Origin of the sequence: Luteibacter mycovicinus (assembly GCF_000745235.1) — a bacterium.
Lineage (GTDB): Bacteria > Pseudomonadota > Gammaproteobacteria > Xanthomonadales > Rhodanobacteraceae > Luteibacter > Luteibacter mycovicinus.
This window is the reverse complement of record NZ_JQNL01000001.1, coordinates 907,419-923,318: the sequence shown is the minus strand read 5'-3', so window position 1 is coordinate 923,318 and position 15,900 is coordinate 907,419. Positions and strand designations below refer to the sequence as shown.

Annotated in this window: 16 protein-coding genes; all 16 read right to left on the bottom strand. The window is 67.9% G+C overall.

The window, feature by feature from the left end; genetic code table 11:
• Window positions 1-74: 74 nt before the first annotated feature.
• The 16 genes from yccS to FA85_RS04205 all read right to left on the bottom strand — a co-directional run bounded on the left by yccS (window position 75) and on the right by FA85_RS04205 (window position 15,897).
• Complete coding sequence (gene yccS, locus FA85_RS04280; RefSeq protein WP_051943404.1) at window positions 75-2,189, bottom strand: YccS family putative transporter; 2,115 nt, start codon at window positions 2,187-2,189, stop codon at window positions 75-77.
• A 70-nt stretch (window positions 2,190-2,259) separates the two neighbouring features.
• Entirely contained in the window at window positions 2,260-2,988 is a 729-nt protein-coding gene (fabG, locus tag FA85_RS04275) for a 3-oxoacyl-ACP reductase FabG (protein WP_036111564.1), read from the bottom strand.
• Entirely contained in the window at window positions 2,985-3,461 is a 477-nt protein-coding gene (locus tag FA85_RS04270) for a hotdog family protein (protein ID WP_036111567.1), read from the bottom strand. Before FA85_RS04270 ends, fabG begins: the two co-directional genes overlap by 4 nt.
• Window positions 3,458-4,636, bottom strand: coding sequence for a beta-ketoacyl-ACP synthase (locus FA85_RS04265; RefSeq protein WP_036111570.1), 1,179 nt, complete (start codon window positions 4,634-4,636; stop codon window positions 3,458-3,460). Before FA85_RS04265 ends, FA85_RS04270 begins: the two co-directional genes overlap by 4 nt.
• Window positions 4,633-5,355, bottom strand: coding sequence for a class I SAM-dependent methyltransferase (locus FA85_RS04260; protein ID WP_036111575.1), 723 nt, complete (start codon window positions 5,353-5,355; stop codon window positions 4,633-4,635). Before FA85_RS04260 ends, FA85_RS04265 begins: the two co-directional genes overlap by 4 nt.
• An 18-nt stretch (window positions 5,356-5,373) precedes the next feature.
• Complete coding sequence (locus FA85_RS04255) at window positions 5,374-5,814, bottom strand: acyl-CoA thioesterase (RefSeq protein WP_036111577.1); 441 nt, start codon at window positions 5,812-5,814, stop codon at window positions 5,374-5,376.
• Window positions 5,804-6,757 carry a lysophospholipid acyltransferase family protein gene (locus FA85_RS04250; RefSeq protein WP_036111579.1) on the bottom strand — a complete coding sequence of 318 codons (954 nt, stop codon included), beginning with the start codon at window positions 6,755-6,757 and terminating at the stop codon, window positions 5,804-5,806. The genes FA85_RS04255 and FA85_RS04250 overlap by 11 nt, the downstream gene beginning before the upstream one ends.
• Window positions 6,750-7,922 (bottom strand): ApeI family dehydratase, encoded by a 1,173-nt coding sequence (locus FA85_RS22330; protein ID WP_239739768.1) that lies wholly within the window; start codon window positions 7,920-7,922, stop codon window positions 6,750-6,752. The genes FA85_RS04250 and FA85_RS22330 overlap by 8 nt, the downstream gene beginning before the upstream one ends.
• Window positions 7,910-8,179: a phosphopantetheine-binding protein gene (locus tag FA85_RS04240; RefSeq protein WP_036111583.1), complete on the bottom strand. Its 270-nt coding sequence runs from the start codon at window positions 8,177-8,179 to the stop codon at window positions 7,910-7,912. The genes FA85_RS22330 and FA85_RS04240 overlap by 13 nt, the downstream gene beginning before the upstream one ends.
• On the bottom strand, window positions 8,176-8,943 hold the full coding sequence (locus tag FA85_RS04235; protein ID WP_343122852.1) for a lysophospholipid acyltransferase family protein: 768 nt from the start codon (window positions 8,941-8,943) through the stop codon (window positions 8,176-8,178). The genes FA85_RS04240 and FA85_RS04235 overlap by 4 nt, the downstream gene beginning before the upstream one ends.
• On the bottom strand, window positions 8,940-9,674 hold the full coding sequence (locus FA85_RS04230) for a beta-ketoacyl synthase chain length factor (RefSeq protein ID WP_036111589.1): 735 nt from the start codon (window positions 9,672-9,674) through the stop codon (window positions 8,940-8,942). Before FA85_RS04230 ends, FA85_RS04235 begins: the two co-directional genes overlap by 4 nt.
• Entirely contained in the window at window positions 9,671-10,897 is a 1,227-nt protein-coding gene (locus FA85_RS04225) for a beta-ketoacyl-[acyl-carrier-protein] synthase family protein (RefSeq protein WP_036111592.1), read from the bottom strand. Before FA85_RS04225 ends, FA85_RS04230 begins: the two co-directional genes overlap by 4 nt.
• Window positions 10,897-12,159: a beta-ketoacyl-ACP synthase gene (locus FA85_RS04220; protein WP_051943406.1), complete on the bottom strand. Its 1,263-nt coding sequence runs from the start codon at window positions 12,157-12,159 to the stop codon at window positions 10,897-10,899. The genes FA85_RS04225 and FA85_RS04220 overlap by 1 nt, the downstream gene beginning before the upstream one ends.
• Window positions 12,156-14,507 (bottom strand): MMPL family transporter, encoded by a 2,352-nt coding sequence (locus FA85_RS04215; protein WP_036111594.1) that lies wholly within the window; start codon window positions 14,505-14,507, stop codon window positions 12,156-12,158. The genes FA85_RS04220 and FA85_RS04215 overlap by 4 nt, the downstream gene beginning before the upstream one ends.
• Window positions 14,504-15,112 (bottom strand): LolA family protein, encoded by a 609-nt coding sequence (locus tag FA85_RS04210; RefSeq protein ID WP_036111596.1) that lies wholly within the window; start codon window positions 15,110-15,112, stop codon window positions 14,504-14,506. The genes FA85_RS04215 and FA85_RS04210 overlap by 4 nt, the downstream gene beginning before the upstream one ends.
• Complete coding sequence (locus FA85_RS04205) at window positions 15,112-15,897, bottom strand: glycosyltransferase family 2 protein (protein ID WP_051943407.1); 786 nt, start codon at window positions 15,895-15,897, stop codon at window positions 15,112-15,114. The genes FA85_RS04210 and FA85_RS04205 overlap by 1 nt, the downstream gene beginning before the upstream one ends.
• Between the last annotated feature and the right edge of the window lie 3 nt (window positions 15,898-15,900).

Below are 15,900 nucleotides of genomic sequence, written 5' to 3'. Positions count from 1 at the left end.
ACTCCGGAAAAGGGATGGGGAAACCTGCCCATCGTAGCGTGCGCACGCCGTCAAGCCACGGCGCGACGCAGCAATCAGGCCTTCGGAATGGCCGCGATACGGTCGTGCACTCGGATCAGCAGCAGGCACTGGCGATCGACCAGGCGTACCGTTTCGGCGCCCAACATGACCCGCTTCGACGTGCCGACCAGGAGCGCCGGCGTGCCGAGCGGCGGTGCGACCGTGCCGGTGCGGATGTGCCCCGCCAGGGCGTCGAAGCCGTGGGTAATGTGGCGAGCCAGCGCCTGCAGCGCCAGCGCGTCGTCCGCCGGCAGGGATTGCCGGTGTGCACCCAGGGTCGACAGGTGGGACAGTCCCGCCTGAAGTGCCGTGAGCAGGCGAAGGGCACGCTCACCGAGATCGCGCGAATGGCCGGGTTCGCCCAGTAGTTCCGTGACATTCCCGGCCACGGCGGCCTGTGCCGCGTGCGCATCCCGTCGGGCGATGCGATAGGGCAGGTCGTCCACCTTGCCGTGAGCGTACTGGTCGGCGATCCGCTCCAGGTAGCGTCCATAGGCCAGCAAGGCATCGGCCACGATGTCGTCGAGCCGGCGCACCCGCCAGTCGGGCAGCACGAAGCGAATGACCGCGGCGGCGACCACCGCGCCGAGCAAGGTATCGAGCAGTCGCGGACCGATGGCGTCGTACCCGGCACCGACGCGATCGAAGCAGAGCAGCACGAACAGCGTGATGACGCCGGTCGCCAGCGCATAACGGCGGAGCCGGAAGGCGAAGAACGCGGCACCTGTCGCCACGAGCACCGGCAGTCGCCAGTCGCCCGGCGGCAACAGACGCAGCAGCGCCCAGCCGACGACCAGCCCGGCCGTGGTGCCGGCGATACGCTGGACCATGCGACGTCGCGTGGCGCCATAGCTGGGCTGACAGACGAACAGCGTCGTCAGGAGAATCCAGTAGCCGTGGGTCGGGTGCAGGCCAAGCATCAACGCGTAACCTGCGAGCATACCGATCGCCAGGCGCATGGCATGACGAAAATGCATCGAGCGGCGGTTCAGACGGAGGCGCACCCTGCCCAATGCTTCGCGGATCGACGCGGGCTCGTTGCCCTGCAACGAAATGTCGGCGTCCTCGCGCAGGCTGCCTTCGTCTTCGATGCCGGCTTGGAGGCGGTCCATGTTGCTCAGCAAGGCCGACAACGCGTCGTCGATCGCTTCGTCCGGCGGGTCGCTGCGGCGGCGGTACGCCAGCGCCTCGCGCAGGTCGTCCAGTGCGGCGCGCGGCAAGGCAATGGATCGCAGCGGAGCGACCTCGCGAATCGCATCGGCGCGCTCGCGACAGGCGATGGCCTGCAATCGCAGAAGTCGTCCGAAGCGGAACATGAGGTCGCTGTGGTAGAGCGCGCCTGCCAGTTCGTCGTACGGGTAGTGCGACGAGCTGATCCGCTCGTGGATGTCCTGGGCGACGAAGAACATGCCCAGACGAGCCGCGGAACGCCCGCGTGGCTGGCGGCGTCCGATGCGATCGAGCAGCGCGATGCGCGCAGCGGTCAGCGCTTCCACCGTGCGCAGGTTGCGCTTCGAGAACTCGATGTGCAGCGCGTCGCGATCGAGGCCGCGTACGGGTTCGAACAGCGCCGCCTTCGCCTCGATCAACGCGGCCAGCGATTCGAACAGCCGGGCGAGTGCATGGCGGACCGCACGCTGAGGTGCGAGCGCACTCCACAGCAGTGAGAGCGATCCGTACCATGCCGCGCCGGCGAGGATCGCCAGCGTGCCATGCCAGCCGCCAGCTGCCGCGCCTGCGCTGTCGGTGGCGATCATGGTGTAGACCGAGAGGATCAGCGTGGCCGTGGCGATCGTGGCGTATCGCCCGCTGGCGGCACCGAGCATGACAAGAAGAAACGTGCCCACCGGCAGCAGTATCGCGAACAGCGGTGGCGTGCCGATGCAGGCCTTCACCGCGGCCGCGGCGAGCGCGAAGCACAGCAAGGTCACGATCAGCCCGCGCAGGCGGCCCCGCCAGGCGTCATCGGTCTCGGCCAGAGCGCAGGCGATGGCGCCGAGCAGCGCGGGGACGATCGCCTCGGCCGGGCCGGCGAGCGTGCACCATAAGGCGATGCCGGTCAGTGCGAGGAGCACCCGCATGACATCGGCGAAGCGGTCGGATTCTGCCAGGTGACGTAAGGAGAGCATGGCCTTAGCTTAGCCCGCTACCGCGCCGGCGCGAGCCGGTCCTCCTGGCGATATTTTGTCGCGGAGCTCCTCAGCAAAGCCCGCCATTCACCGCCAGCACCTGTCGCGTGATGTAACCCGCTTCCGGACTGACCAGAAAGCGTACCGCCGCCGCCACTTCTTCCGGCGTACCCGTACGCTCCATGGGAATCACCTTGAGAATCTGCTCCACCGGCACCTCGGGGTCGAGCATGTCCGTGTCGATCAGGCCCGGCGCCACACAGTTCACCGTGATCTTGCGCTTGGCCAGCTCGACGGCCAGTGCCTTCGCCGCGCCGATGACACCGGCCTTGGACGCGCTGTAGTTCACCTGTCCCCGGTTGCCGATGATGCCCGAGACCGACGTGATGCAGACGATACGGCCCGGCTTGCGCCGACGGATCATCGGCATCACCAGCGGGTGCAGCACGTTGTAGAAGCCATCGAGGTTGGTCCGCAGCACCTGGTCCCAGTCGTCGGAGGTCAGTCCGGGGAACGCGCCGTCACGGGTGAGGCCGGCGTTGCAGACCACGCCGTAATACGCACCGTTTCCGGCGACGTCCGCCTCGAGAGCGGCGGCGGATGCCGCGCGGTCCGAGATGTCGAACTGCACGACGCGGGCGTTGCGGCCCCTGGCGACGATCTGCGCGACGACGGCGTCGGCTTCCTCCCGGCGTGAGCGGCAATGCACCACGAGGTCGTAACCGGCGTCCGCGAGATTCAACGCGATCGCGCGGCCGATGCCACGGCTGGAGCCGGTGACGAAGATGGTGTCGGTCATGGTGGAGTACCTCTGGAGTCGAGACGATTGTGGCGAGGGTCGAGAAAGGGTGTCGGGTCCGGCGGGCTGAACACGGTCAGGCGTGCCTCGGCATGCAGACCTTCCGCGTCGATACGGCAGGCGAACGCACCCATGCCTTCCTCATCATGAAAGTGGCGTACGGCTTCGATGCGCAGCAGTGCCCCGGTCGCGAACGTATCGACATCCGCGCGGTAGGCCCGTGTGCCCAGGAGAAAGCCGGGCCTGACCTGACCGCCCGCCGTCAGCACCTGGCAGCCGTTCCACGCGGCGATGGTCTGGGCCATCAACTCGACGCCCGCCCACGCGGGGAGACCGGTCGCTTCGACAAAGGCATCGCCGCGTCGGACGAGACGTTCGCAGACGACACGATCGGCATCCCATTCCACGACACGGTCGAGCAGAATCATGCGACCGGCATGCGGCAGCAGGGTTTCGACAGGCCAGATCGTCATGTCGCGTCCGCCAGGATCAGGCTCGCGTTGTTACCGCCGAACGCGAAGGAGTTGCTCATCAGGTGACGTGTGCCCGCTGGCGACCGGTCACCGACCGTTGTGAAATGCAACGGGGGCAGGGCGGGATCCGTCCCGCCATCCCATACGTGCGGTGGCAGCCGGCGTCCCGCATCGGTCAGCGCCAGCCAGCAGAAGGCGGCTTCCAGGGCGCCGGCCGCGCCGAGCGTGTGGCCAGTCAGGGCTTTGGTCGAGGAACACGGAACCGGCCGCGCGAAGGTATGCGCGACGGCGTGGCTCTCCATCGCGTCGTTATGTTCCGTCGCCGTGCCGTGCAGGTTGACGTAATCGATGGCGCTCGCCTCGATCCCGGCCGACGCGAGCGCGCGACGCATCGCTTCGGCCGCGCCACGGCCGTCAGGTGCCGGTGAGGACATGTGGTATGCATCCGAGCTAGCGCCACCGCCGACGAATTCGACCTCGGCGGCGTCCCGGGTCATGAGAAACAGCGCGGCGGCCTCACCGATGTTGATACCGCGCCGTGAAAGCGAGAAGGGCACGCAACGCTGTCCGTCGGTGGCTTCGAGCGCATGGAAGCCGTGCGTCGCCAGACGGCACAGCGTGTCGGCACCGCCGCAGATCACGGCGTCGCACAGGCCGAGGCGCAACAGGCGTCGCGCGCTGAGCAGCGCGCGGGCGCCTGACGTACATGCCGTCGAAATGCCGTAGGCGGGACCGGCGATGCCGAGCCATTCGGCGAGAAAGGCCGCGGGTGCGCCCAGTTCCTGATCGGAATAACGGTAAGCGTCCGGCCACGTGCCGGTCTGCGTGCGGGTGGCGATATGGCCGGTCGCCTCCTCGATTCCCGTGGTACTGGTGCCGATCACGACGCCCACGCGGTCGGCACCATAGCGGGCGATCGCGTCACTCAGTTCGGTTTCGATTTCCTGTGCGGCGAGCAGCAGAAGGCGATTGTTGCGCGTGTCACGCGCTCCCATGCCCTGCGGCATCGACGGCAGAGGATCGACGACCTCGCCGAGGGGAAGCGTCCGGCCGGGCGCCCAGCCATCGATATCGCGCAACCCGCGCGTGTCTCCGGCAAACAGCGCCTCCGCGACGGCGGCCTTGCCCGCGCCCAGCGAGCAGGTCACGCCCAGTGCGTTGAGATAGGTCTTCATACGGCGTCGAGCGGCTTCCACGCGGCCACGTTGACCAGCGTTTCCTCGCGCTTGCCCGGCGGTGGCGGATTCCTGATACCCCAGCGCTCCAGCAGGCCGAAGTCCTTCGACCGGCTCCACCACAGATACGGCAGAGAGACGTTGCGCGGCTCGAAGCGGAAGCCGCGCCCGCGGATCATCGCAAGGTATTCGTCGGCGGTTTTCTGCACGTGCATCGGGTGGCGGAAGAACCAGCGAATCACCCACGTATCGATGTACGCCTTGGTCGACTCCGCGAACAGCAGCAGACCGCCGGGCTTCAGTACGCGCCAGAATTCATCGAGGGCGCGTTCCTGCTCCACCAGGTGATGAAATGTCTGATGACAGAACAGCACGTCCACGCTGGCGTCGGGCAGATCGATGCGCGCGCAGTCGGCGACCATCAGCGTGACGTCGATGTCTTCGCGTCGGGCCTCCGCCCTCGACAGCTCGATGCTGTGCGGGTCGGCGTCGAGGCCCAGCATGCGCGCCGGGCGGAACGCGTCGCGCAGATATCGGAACGAGCGCCCCTGGCCGCAGCCGACGTCGAGCAGTGTGCCGCCTTGCGGCAGCGGCTCACCGATCAGGCGCTTGTGGTCGTTGATGGCGACACGCAGCACGTGGTGCTGCCAGGTATGGGTGCGCAGGAAGACGAAACCGATCCGGGTTTCTTCGACGTACGTGGCGCTGGCGTATTTCATGACAGGCATTCCATTCGATCAGGGTGACGACGTGCGGGCCAGCCGGCGTTCGACGTCGTCGGTGAAGACTCGGGGCGAGACGAGCTGCATTTCGCCATCGGGGACGCTGACCGCGACCTGGATGGTGCTGGCGCGTGTGAGCCGTGCGCCGGTGATGGCGTCGCTGAGCGTGTAGTGGATCTTGAGCCGGTTCTGCCACTCGATCAGGTCGGCGCGCACGGTGAGCTTCTGGCCGAAGCGTGCGGCCTGCGCGTAGCGCAGCTGGAGGTCGATGATGGGCCAGGCGAAGCCTGTTTCCTTCATGCGCACGTAATTGTGGCCGACGTCGTCGAGCAGGGCGCAGCGCGCCACCTCGAGGTACTTCACGTAGTGGCCGTGCCAGACCACTTCCATCGAATCGACGTCGAAAAAGGGCACGATGACCTCGATCTCGGTCGCGAGCACACCGTTAGCGCGCATGGGGAGCTCCGTTCGTACCTTGCCAGTACGGGTGAAAATTGAACCATTGAAGCGGAGCGTCGAGGCAACGGGCGGCCAGCCAGTCGGCATAGCGCGCGACCGCCTCCTGAATGAGGCCGGCGCGGCGGGCACGATCCCAGGCGGCGGCATCCTCGAAGCGACGCAGATGAATGCGATAACGCGAGCCGTGCTTGAGACAGCAGACCACGTTGACCGGGCAGCGCAGCATGGCGGCCATCAGCCACGGGCCCTGAGGGAAGCGGGCTGGCGCGCCGAGGAAATCGGCCTCGACCGTGCGGGCACCGTGTGGGGGCACGCGGTCGCCGGCGATGGCGATCCACTCACCGCGATCCAGCCGTTGCGACAGATCCATCATGGTGGCGGTGTCCAGGTCGCCCACATGCATCAGCCGCAGTCGCCGATCGCCGGACTCACCGAGCAGCCGGTTGAAGTGCGCCGCGTTGGGCAGGTACATCAGCACGTTGAGCGCCACGCCCTCTCCGATCTCGGCCATGGCGCGGCACACGTCGAGGTTGCCCAGATGGGTGCAGATGAGGATCTGGCCGCGCCCGCCGCCGATCAGCGCGTTGCGTACGCCGTCCGGATCGTCCATGTCCACGGATGACAGGCGGAGCTTGCCGCGCCAGACGTCGAAACGGTCGAGCATGCAGTCGCCGAAAGCACGGTACTGTGCGAAGGCCGCGCGTCGACGCGGGAAGAGATCCGTACGACCGCTCCAGGCGGCGAGGCGCCGCTGGTAGTCGGCCACGTTGCGTCGCGTGGTTCGCCCCGTCACGTAGAAATAAAGCACCACCAGCCAGATGACCGGCGTGGCGAGGCCACGACCCAGCAGGCGCACCGCGATCGCGGTGAGCTTGAGGCCGAGGAAACTGCCGCGTTCCTTCTGCGCGGTCCAGTGTCCGCTGGCAGCGGAATCAGACATGCGCGCCGTCCAGGCGCAGATACGCGGATGAGACGGGCTCCCCGTTCATGCGATACGCGAACTGCAGGCGACCGCGCTCCTTATCGTGGCGGAGCAGCAGTTGTGGCCGGTCGCCCGGCCGAAGCAGGCGCTGGAACTTCAGTGCATCCATGCCACGACACGTCGTCGGCGTACCCAGACGAACAGCGGCGAAAGACAATGCCCAGCCGACCTGCAGCACGCCCGGCACGACCGGCGCCTCGGGAAAGTGCTCGGCGAAGCAGGCCAGATCGAGCGGAAGCTCCAGATCGATGACCACGCCCTCATCGTCACGATGCTCGCCGAGCACGACGGGCTCCGTCGGAAGCCCGGCCCGCAGTGCGTCGTCGATGTGCTGCGTGCCCGGCAAGTCGGCGACGAAACGCCAGACCAGCGGCGTCGACAGGGCGTCGTCGCCGGCGGCCTGTTGGCCCAGCTCGTTGAGCAGGCCGGTGCGTCCGTGGCGAAGCAGGGCGGTGCGGCCCGCGGCACTCAGCGCGACAACCATGCCCGGGCCCTTCTTGCCGGCGTAGCCACCCGCCGCACCGGCAACCCAGGGATGGGAACGCAGCCGTGAGGCGGCGGCGTCCATGGGCGCCTTGTTGATCCGCCGACGCAGACGCTGGCGCAGGATCCACTCGCCGAGGAAAAGCACGCCCATGACCGAGTAAGCCAGGATGCCGTTGTAGAAGGTCCACCACGACAGCGGCGCCCATCCCGCCAGCAGCGCGGAGGCGGTGCCATTGAGAAAGAAAAAACCCACCCACACCGAGGTGACCTTGCGTGTATACGCGACAGCCACCGGAGGCAGGTCGGGCTCGGTGACGCGCGCGATCCGCTCGATCATCGGCGGCCCGAACTTCAGGCTGAGGCCGAACGCGCCGAAGAGCAGCGCGCAGATCAGGCTCGGGTACCAGCGCAGCAGGCGCTCTTCGCCTCCGAAGGCGAGGACGGTGCAATAGATCAGCGTGATGCCGAGCATCCATCCGCCGCCGGGCTGACGCAGGAGCGCAGGCGCGCGGATCAGCCACAAGCCGCCCAGGATCAGGCCGAATACCGGTGTGGACACGTGGTCCATGCCGAAATAGACGATGAACGGAAAGAGGATGCCGACGATGACCAGCACCATGTCGCTCAGTTTACGCATGACTCGCCGTTCGCTTTGACGTAGAGGGCCAGACGGTGGACCGTTTCGAAATGTCGGCGTGCATCGCGCGAATCCGAGGCGATCTTCAGTCCATATCGGGTCTGCAGGGCGAGTGCGAGTTCGAGCGCATCGACGGAATCCAGGCCGAGCCCTTGCCCGAACAGGGGCTGGTCCGCTGCGATGTCGTCCACCGTCAGGTGATCGAGTGCGAGTGTCTCGATGATGAGGCGGGCGATATCCCGCTCCAGGTCGTTCATGGCTTCCGTTCCCTGGCGTAGAGGCTGTGGAGGTGTTCGTTGAGACGGCGCGAGGCTATCGGCGCCGGGGTGTCTTCGCTGAAGGCTCGCACATCGAGGTCGTCACCGACGCGTATACGCACGTGCACGCGCCGGTCCGGCACGTGATACCAGCGATCCGCCTTGGTCAGCGTGGTCGGCTCGACGGTGATGTAGACGGGCGTGACGATCCGCGCGCCACGTACGGCGATGGCCGCCGCGCCGCGATGGAAGACCGGATCCTGCCCGGGCGTGGTACGCGTGCCCTCGGGAAAGACGATAAGCGTCTGGCCCTCACGCAACACGCCCGCCGCCCTTTCCAGCATCTCGGCGCTGCCGTCGTTGCTGATGTACTGGGCAACCGTCACCGGTCCGCGCATGTACGGATTCTTCCACAAGCTGTGTTTCACGATGCAGTTGGCGTCGGGCACGTGACCGAGCAGATACACGACGTCGATCAGCGATGGATGGTTGGCGACGATCATCTGGCCGGGCTTCCCCAGCCGCTCGCAGCCCTCGAAGTGCAAATCGACGACGCCCATGCGGCACATGAACCGCGAGTGGAGCCAGAAGGCGCGGCCGACGGTACGCCGCGCACGACGGCGTCGCACCGATGCTTCGCCGGGCCAGCGCAGAACCACGGGCAGGACGATCCCGCGGAGCAGGAGGCCGCCGATGCCGAACAACGCGAAGCTGAGCGCGGTGCCGATGAAGCGCCAGGCCCAGGCGTCGCGGCGTCGTTTCACGCTATGGGCTGCCAGGTCCATCGTCGTGTCTTCCACGGGTGGTCGAGGGAAGCGCCATGGTGCAGCGCACGGATAAAGCGCAGGGCATGCTGGCCGTCCACTGGCGCGGTCGCGTCGATGTTGCCGCGCAGGGACAGCTGCCAGCGCGCGCCGTCCCCGGGCATACCCGCCCGGGACACGCGCAACGCGACGGCGTATGAGAACGGCACGTCGTCGATCCAGCCGTCGTAAGCGACCGGCGGCCGCTCCTCCGCGACGACGACGATGACCGTCGGGGCACCGTCATCGAGCAGCGCCGCGGCTTCCACCATGGCGTGCTCGAAGGTATCGCCCTCACCCGCGATGGCGACGGATTCGTCGCGCTGGCCGCGCAGGATCGACCACTGCCCGGCGATCGCGTTGTGGACGGAAAGTCCGAAGCGGGTCGGTGACAGGGGGGCGTCGCGGCCGATCTCCTCGAGCATGGCGAAGGTATGCGTGGTTTCGCCGTGCCGCGAGGCGTAGACGAAGGGCAGCTGCTCGTCCTCGGCGCATAACGGCCACGCGGTGTGCATGACGATGCGCGCAAGGCGGCTGAGTCGCCGGCGCTGCATCGGCGGCACGAAATCGCAGGCGGGCTGCTGGCCCGTATCGGCGGGCACATGCGGGGCCGAGGCCCAGTGCGCCCACGCATCGGCGTCCTCGATGCCGGGCGCCCACGCGCGCCAGTCGTCGATGCGCAGGGAGATCATGCGCCAGCCCCGTCGAACCGGCGCACGACCAGCGCCGCACAGCTGCCGCCGAAGCCGAACGTGTTCGACAGGAAGCTGCCGATGCGCGCGGGGCGCTCTCCTTCGATCAGGGGCGCGTCGGCGAAGGCCTCGTCGAGTTCGCGCACGGGAGCGCCGCCCAGCAACACGCCGGCCTCCATCATCGCGATGCCCGCGATCGTGTCGAGCGCACCGGCCGCGGCCGGCGCGTGCCCGATCAGCCCCTTGATCGAGGACATCCACGGCACGGCGAACCCGCGGTCGCCGAACACGCGGCACAGCGCGTGCCATTCGGCGAGGTCGCCCTGGATCGTGGCACAGGCATGGGTGTTGATGTAGTCGGGGATCGTTCCCGCCAGGTCGATGGCCTGGTGCATGGCCTCGGCCATGCCACCGGCCTCCGGGCTGATCATCCCGTCAGGATCGGAGGCGGCACCGTAGCCCGCCATTTCGGCGAGGATCGTGGCGCCACGCGCCTGCGCATGCTCCAGCGATTCGAGCACGAGTACACCCGCGCCACCACCCAGCAGGATGCCGTCGCGGTCGGCCTCGTAAGGGGCGGACACGCGCTCGCCCGGAGCACTCGTCGTCGACAGCGCATTCATGACGTCGAAGCACATCGCGGCTTTGTCGTGCAGTTCTTCCGCGCCACCGCAGATGACGACGTCCTGCCGGCCCAGCTGAATCAACTCCATCGCCTGGCCGATCGCATGCGTGGCGCTGGTGCACGCCGAGCTGACGGTAAAGGCACGACCGCCGAACCCGAACGCGTGCGTGAGGGTTGCCGCGACCGCGCTGCCCATGCTGCGCGGAACGATGAAGGGCGACAGACGCGAGATGCCGCGCGCGTGGAACATGTCGAGACCGGCTTCGTATTCGCTCAGCGCGGCGGAGCCGCCCATGACGATACCGACATCGCGTTCGCGCAGCCGGTCCTCGTCGAGGCCGGCTTCGGCAAGGGCTTCGCGCGCCGCATGCCACGCGTACTCGGCCGCTTGCGGCAGATAACGACGCAGCTTGCGGTGCGGTGGTTCCAGCGCGGCGATATCCGCCGGCGCGCCCACCCGACAGCGCATGCCCAGCGTCGCGAAGTCGGGCATCTCGCGGAAACCCGCGCGCTGCGCGCGCAACCCGTCGAACAGCGCGCGACGGTCCGGTCCCAGACAGGACACCGCGCCCATGCCGGTGACGACGACGCGTCTCATCAATCGACCGCCCTGAAGATCAGCGAGGTGTTGATGCCGCCGAAGGCAAAGTTGTTGTTCATCACGTAACCCGTGCGGATCTCGCGACCCTGGCCCGTGACGAAATCGAGCGCCGCGCACTCGGGGTCCGGGGTGTCGAGATTGATGGTCGGCGCGAACCAGCCGCGACGCATCATCTCGATCGCCCACCAGGATTCGAGCGCGCCGCACGCGCCGAGCGTGTGGCCGACATAGCTCTTCATCGAGCTGATCGGCACGCCGCCGCCCAGCACGTCGGCGGTGGCATGGGTTTCGGCCACGTCGCCGCGATCGGTGGCGGTGCCGTGCGCGCTGACGTAGCCGATCGCGTCGGGCGTGAGGCCCGCATCGGCCAGTGCCATGCGCATGGCGGCGGCCATCGTTTCGCGCGTGGGCTGCGTGATGTGCTGGCCGTCGGAATTGGTGCCGAAGCCGACCACCTCGGCGTAGATCGTCGCGCCGCGAGCCATCGCGTGTTCGTATTCTTCGAGGATCAGCGTCGTCGCACCTTCACCGACCACCAGGCCGTCGCGCTTGGCATCGAACGGGCGAGGCGTGAGTTCGGGTGAATCGTTGCGCGTGCTCGTCGCGAACAGGGTGTCGAACACCGCCGCCCCGGGGCCGGAGAGTTCCTCGGCACCGCCACAGAGCATCAGCGTCTGCTTGCCCTGCTGGATCGCCTCGTAACCGTAGCCGATGGCCTGGCTGCCGGAGGTGCATGCGCTGGAGGTGGTGATGATGCGACCGCGCAGGCCGAAGAACACGCCCACGTTGACCGCGGTGGTGTGCGCCATCATCTGGATGTAGCTGGTCGCGGTGACGCCCTGCATCGAACCGGTCTCGAGCATGCGCCCGATGGTCTTGGCCGGCGCGATGCTGCCGCCCGACGAGCCATACGCCACACCCATGCGGCCGTCGGTGATGGAGGGATCGTTGATCAGTCCCGCGTCGATCAGTGCGCGCTCGCTGGCGGCGACGGCCAGCTGGGCCACGCGGCCCATCGAGCGCACGTGCTTGCGCGACCAGTGCACGGGCATCGCGAAGTCATCGACCGGGCAACCCAGACGACCGTTGAGCGCGTCGAAATAATCCCATTCGCCCATGCGGCGAACGGCATTGTGGAAACCGCGAAGCCGCGCCTCGATGGCATGCCAGTCGTGGCCCAGCGGCGTGATGCCACCGAAACCGGTGACGACGACGCGTTTGAGGGTGCGCGCTACCGGTGCGTGTGCGGCGGTGTTCATGCGGATGACTTCTTCGGTGCGGGGACGCTCACCGGCGCGATCAACGCCGTGAAGCCGATCCCGAGGAGCAGGGTGAGGCCGAAATGTTGCAGCGCCGGCATCGTGCTGAGCGCGAGCAGACCGAACGAGAGCAGGGCGGTCACGGCGGACAGCAGAACACCGGCATAGGCTGCGCCGGGAATGTGCGCGGCATGCGGCTCGCCTTCGCGCAGGAACACCGCGTAGTTGGCGCCGACGCCGAGGACGAGCATCAGCGCCATGATGTGGAACAGCGTCAGCGGCTGGCCCAGGTAGCCCAGTGCCGCGACGCTGAAGACGATGCCGGCCAGCGGCGGCAGCAAGACGCGGCCGACCGCGCGTGGCCCGTAGCGCCACAGGAAAGCGAGACCGACGAGGGCGAGCGCGCCCCCGAGCCACACGTCCGCATAACCACGGTAGCGACCGAACAGGGCGGAAATGCTGGCCGGCTTGTCGACCAGCGACACGCCGGGCAGGCCCTCGGACGCCTGGCGCAGCAGCGTGACGTCGTCCTGGCCTTGCGGCACGACGATACTGCCGGTGCCGTGTGAGCCGCTCAGCCACAGGTAGCGGAAGGGTGTGTACGCCGGCATCGCAAGCCAGTCATCGAGCGTGAAGGCGCGTCCGGGGTACGCGGTGACGAACGATGCCATGCCCTGGGGCCTGAACCCGGCAGCGGCGAGCCACGCGTTCATACGGTCGGCCGGTGTGAACAGCGGGGCGAGCGCCGCGATGTTCTCGGCCTGCCGCTTGGCCGACGGCAGCATGGCGGTGATGCCCGTGAAGCCGGTGAGCTTGCCGTCCGCGATCCATGTCCGCAGTCGATCGGTCAGCGCTTCTTCGCGCTGGAGTACTCCCTCGGCGCTCGCACCCTCGACCAGCCAGAACTGCGTCCCGCCGCCGAAGCCGGCGACGTCACGGATTGAGCCCGTCTGTGCTTCGAGTGTCTTCGGCGGGGAGATCAGCAGATGGATATCGTCGTCGTGGCCGAGGCGCAGCCAGCCGGGTATCGCCGCGACAGCGAGCACCGCGAGCACGACCAGGGCGCGCCGGCCGGACGCGGCGCGCTGCCAGCCCAGTGCCAGCCGGACCAGCGCGGGCGACAGCGGCGCACGCGCGGGTTTCTGCGCCAGCGCGGGAAGCAGCCAGAAGACGCTGGCGCATGCCACCGCCATACCGGCCATGGCGAACACGGCCATCTGTTGCAGGGCAGGGAAGGGCACGATGCCGAGCAAGGCATAGCCCAGCAGCGACGTGGCCAGCGCGAGCAACAGCGCAGGGCGCACCTGGCGCACGCCACGCTCCGCGTTCCACGCGGCGCCGGTGTTGGCCCGCGCACACAGGTACTGGATCGAATAATCGACGGCCTCACCCAGCAAAGCGGCGCCGAAGACCAGCGTCAGCAGGTGCAGCTGACCGAACACCAGCACGGTGGCGACGATCGCACCGACCACGCCCAGCGCGGTGGAAAGAAAGGCGATCAGCAGCGGACGCAGCGAGCGGAACACGAGCAGCAACAGCACCGCGATGCCCACCGACGAGGCGATGCCGACCACGTGCGTGTCGCGCTCGGCCCCCGCACGGGCGGCAGCGGCGTAGAAGATCGCACCCGTGCGCTGCAGCGTGGTGCCGGGGTGCTTCGCGAGCATGGCGGACTCCGCCGTCGCCAGCGTGGCCAGGGCCTTCCGCTGCACCACGTCGTCGTACGAGGAGCCCTTCAGCGTGGCAATCACAAGCACATAGGTGGTGTCACCCTGGTGTGCCGTGAGCATGTCGTCCTCGGGGACGAGGGTGGAGCGGTTCCACGGCTGGCGATCGAGCCAGTGCTGCATCCAGCCGAACGGATCGTCGGTCAGTTTCGCGCCGACGTTCGCGCCGAACGGCTCGTTGAGCCGGCGCCTGAGCGCGGCGACCGCATCGAAGCCCGGGCTGGTAAGGGCGGCCCGGTCTTCGGGGGTGAGCAGGTGGAAGCGGAACGGGAGGAACGGCGTAACCAGCTGATCGAGATCGAACGGCGGCAGTTCGGCGATCACCGAAGCGAATACCGGATCCTTGCCCAGCGCCTCACCGAGTTCGCGCGCCGCGGTCTTGGCCGCGTCGTCGTCATCGTTCGACACCAGCAGGATCATGCGGTCGCCGCTGGCGCGGGCCAGTCGCTCGACGGCGTCCTCCGCCAGCGGGTGGCGTTCCGTCGCGGGCAGGATCGTCATGATGTCGGTCTGCAGCGGCGAGGTGCCGCGACCGAAGAGGAGCCACGCGCAGAACAGGCAGATGCCCAGCGCTACGAGCGTGAAGAGCCCGGCCCGCAGCGTTGTCGGGGACGGCCTCATGGAACGCCGAGGACCTTCGCTTCGACCGGGGTCAGCGAGTCGGCGTCCCGCGTATTCGTGAACGTGATCAGGGTGCGCTCGCCGCTCGCGAGGTTCACTTCGATGGACTCGAGGAACGCGTCGCCCTTCAGTGTGATGCCGGCCAGGACGCGTGCCACGCGTGCCTGCCGCGGCACGAAGGTCAGGGTCCAGCGGTCGATGCTGCCGTCGGCCGTGATGGTGAACTGGCGAGCGGCTTCCTCGGACTTACCGGCGAGCAGCGACTGCAGCATGCCCGAGACCTGGCTCACGCCACGGTTGCCGTCACGGACCCGCTCCAGCTTGCCCTGCGCGTTCAGGCGGCGCGTATCGCCGGACGTGAGTACCAGGGTGTCCTCGAACGGATCGCGCGTGTGCCAGACCATGCCGTGTCCGATGACGAACAGCAGGTCGCCCTTGCTGATCTGCGGCTCCGCAAGGGCGGGGTTTTCGCGGCTCTGGCTGAATTCGGCGCGCACCTGGGGGTGTTTGGCCAGGCTGCCGAGGATCTCGTTGGCGAGCGATGGCGCCTGGGCATGGACGGAGGTGACGAAGAGCAGGGCGATCAGGGTAAGCAGACGGTGCATCAGGGGGATCCGTGGCGGAACTTGCGAATGAGGAGGCGCGGTGCACGTGGCAGCATGCCGAGAAGGAGTCGCGTGTGCATCGCCGTGATACGCGCGTTGTCGCGCCACATGCGGAAATGCGAGAGTCCGTTCTCCGGGTAGATTACCCGCGTTGGCAGGTTGCGTACCGGCACGCCCCGCCAGTACAGGCGCACCGCGATCTCGGTGTCGAAGTCCATCCGCGTCGGCAGCGGCTTGCGGGCGATTTCGGCACGCGTCTCGGCAAGCGGATACAGGCGGTAGCCGCACATCGAGTCCTGAATGTCGAAGGATAGCGTTTCCGCCCAGACGCAGACGTGTGTGAGGTATCGACCGTAAAGGCGCGCGCGGGGCACCGAATCGTCGTAGATCGGCTTGCCGCAGATCATGGCTTCGGGTGCGGCTTCCGCCGCCGCGAGAAAACGAGGCACATCGGCCGTGTCGTGCTGACCGTCGGCGTCGATCTGCAGCACATGGCTGTAGCCCGCGTCGTGCGCGGCAACGAAACCCGCCGTCAATGCGGCGCCTTTGCCGCCGTTCTCCGGCAGGCGGATGAGGCGAAGGTCGTCGCGACCGCCGACAAGCGCGTCGAGGATGATCCGCGTCTCTTCGTTCGAACCATCGTCCACGATCAGCACGGGCACGCCATGGGCCGCGAGCGCATTGGCCGTCGCGCCGATGGTATGTCCGTGGTTGTAGATCGGTACGACCGCGCAGGGCGCGAAGGATCGCGCCGCGTCGTCGCGCGGTCCGGGCCTGCCCCCCATCGG

Excerpts from the sequence above, each read along its gene's own strand:
- FA85_RS04215 (WP_036111594.1), bottom strand. The coding sequence starts at position 14,507 with ATGAGGCCGTCCCCGACAACGCTGCGGGCCGGGCTCTTCACGCTCGTA.
- yccS (WP_051943404.1), bottom strand. The coding sequence starts at position 2,189 with ATGCTCTCCTTACGTCACCTGGCAGAATCCGACCGCTTCGCCGATGTC.
- FA85_RS04260 (WP_036111575.1), bottom strand. The coding sequence starts at position 5,355 with ATGAAATACGCCAGCGCCACGTACGTCGAAGAAACCCGGATCGGTTTC.
- fabG (WP_036111564.1), bottom strand. The coding sequence starts at position 2,988 with ATGACCGACACCATCTTCGTCACCGGCTCCAGCCGTGGCATCGGCCGC.
- FA85_RS04220 (WP_051943406.1), bottom strand. The coding sequence starts at position 12,159 with ATGAACACCGCCGCACACGCACCGGTAGCGCGCACCCTCAAACGCGTC.
- FA85_RS04270 (WP_036111567.1), bottom strand. The coding sequence starts at position 3,461 with ATGACGATCTGGCCTGTCGAAACCCTGCTGCCGCATGCCGGTCGCATG.
- FA85_RS04205 (WP_051943407.1), bottom strand. The coding sequence starts at position 15,897 with ATGGGGGGCAGGCCCGGACCGCGCGACGACGCGGCGCGATCCTTCGCG.
- FA85_RS22330 (WP_239739768.1), bottom strand. The coding sequence starts at position 7,922 with ATGCGTAAACTGAGCGACATGGTGCTGGTCATCGTCGGCATCCTCTTT.
- FA85_RS04230 (WP_036111589.1), bottom strand. The coding sequence starts at position 9,674 with ATGATCTCCCTGCGCATCGACGACTGGCGCGCGTGGGCGCCCGGCATC.
- FA85_RS04240 (WP_036111583.1), bottom strand. The coding sequence starts at position 8,179 with ATGAACGACCTGGAGCGGGATATCGCCCGCCTCATCATCGAGACACTC.
- FA85_RS04250 (WP_036111579.1), bottom strand. The coding sequence starts at position 6,757 with ATGTCTGATTCCGCTGCCAGCGGACACTGGACCGCGCAGAAGGAACGC.
- FA85_RS04265 (WP_036111570.1), bottom strand. The coding sequence starts at position 4,636 with ATGAAGACCTATCTCAACGCACTGGGCGTGACCTGCTCGCTGGGCGCG.
- FA85_RS04255 (WP_036111577.1), bottom strand. The coding sequence starts at position 5,814 with ATGCGCGCTAACGGTGTGCTCGCGACCGAGATCGAGGTCATCGTGCCC.
- FA85_RS04210 (WP_036111596.1), bottom strand. The coding sequence starts at position 15,112 with ATGCACCGTCTGCTTACCCTGATCGCCCTGCTCTTCGTCACCTCCGTC.
- FA85_RS04225 (WP_036111592.1), bottom strand. The coding sequence starts at position 10,897 with ATGAGACGCGTCGTCGTCACCGGCATGGGCGCGGTGTCCTGTCTGGGA.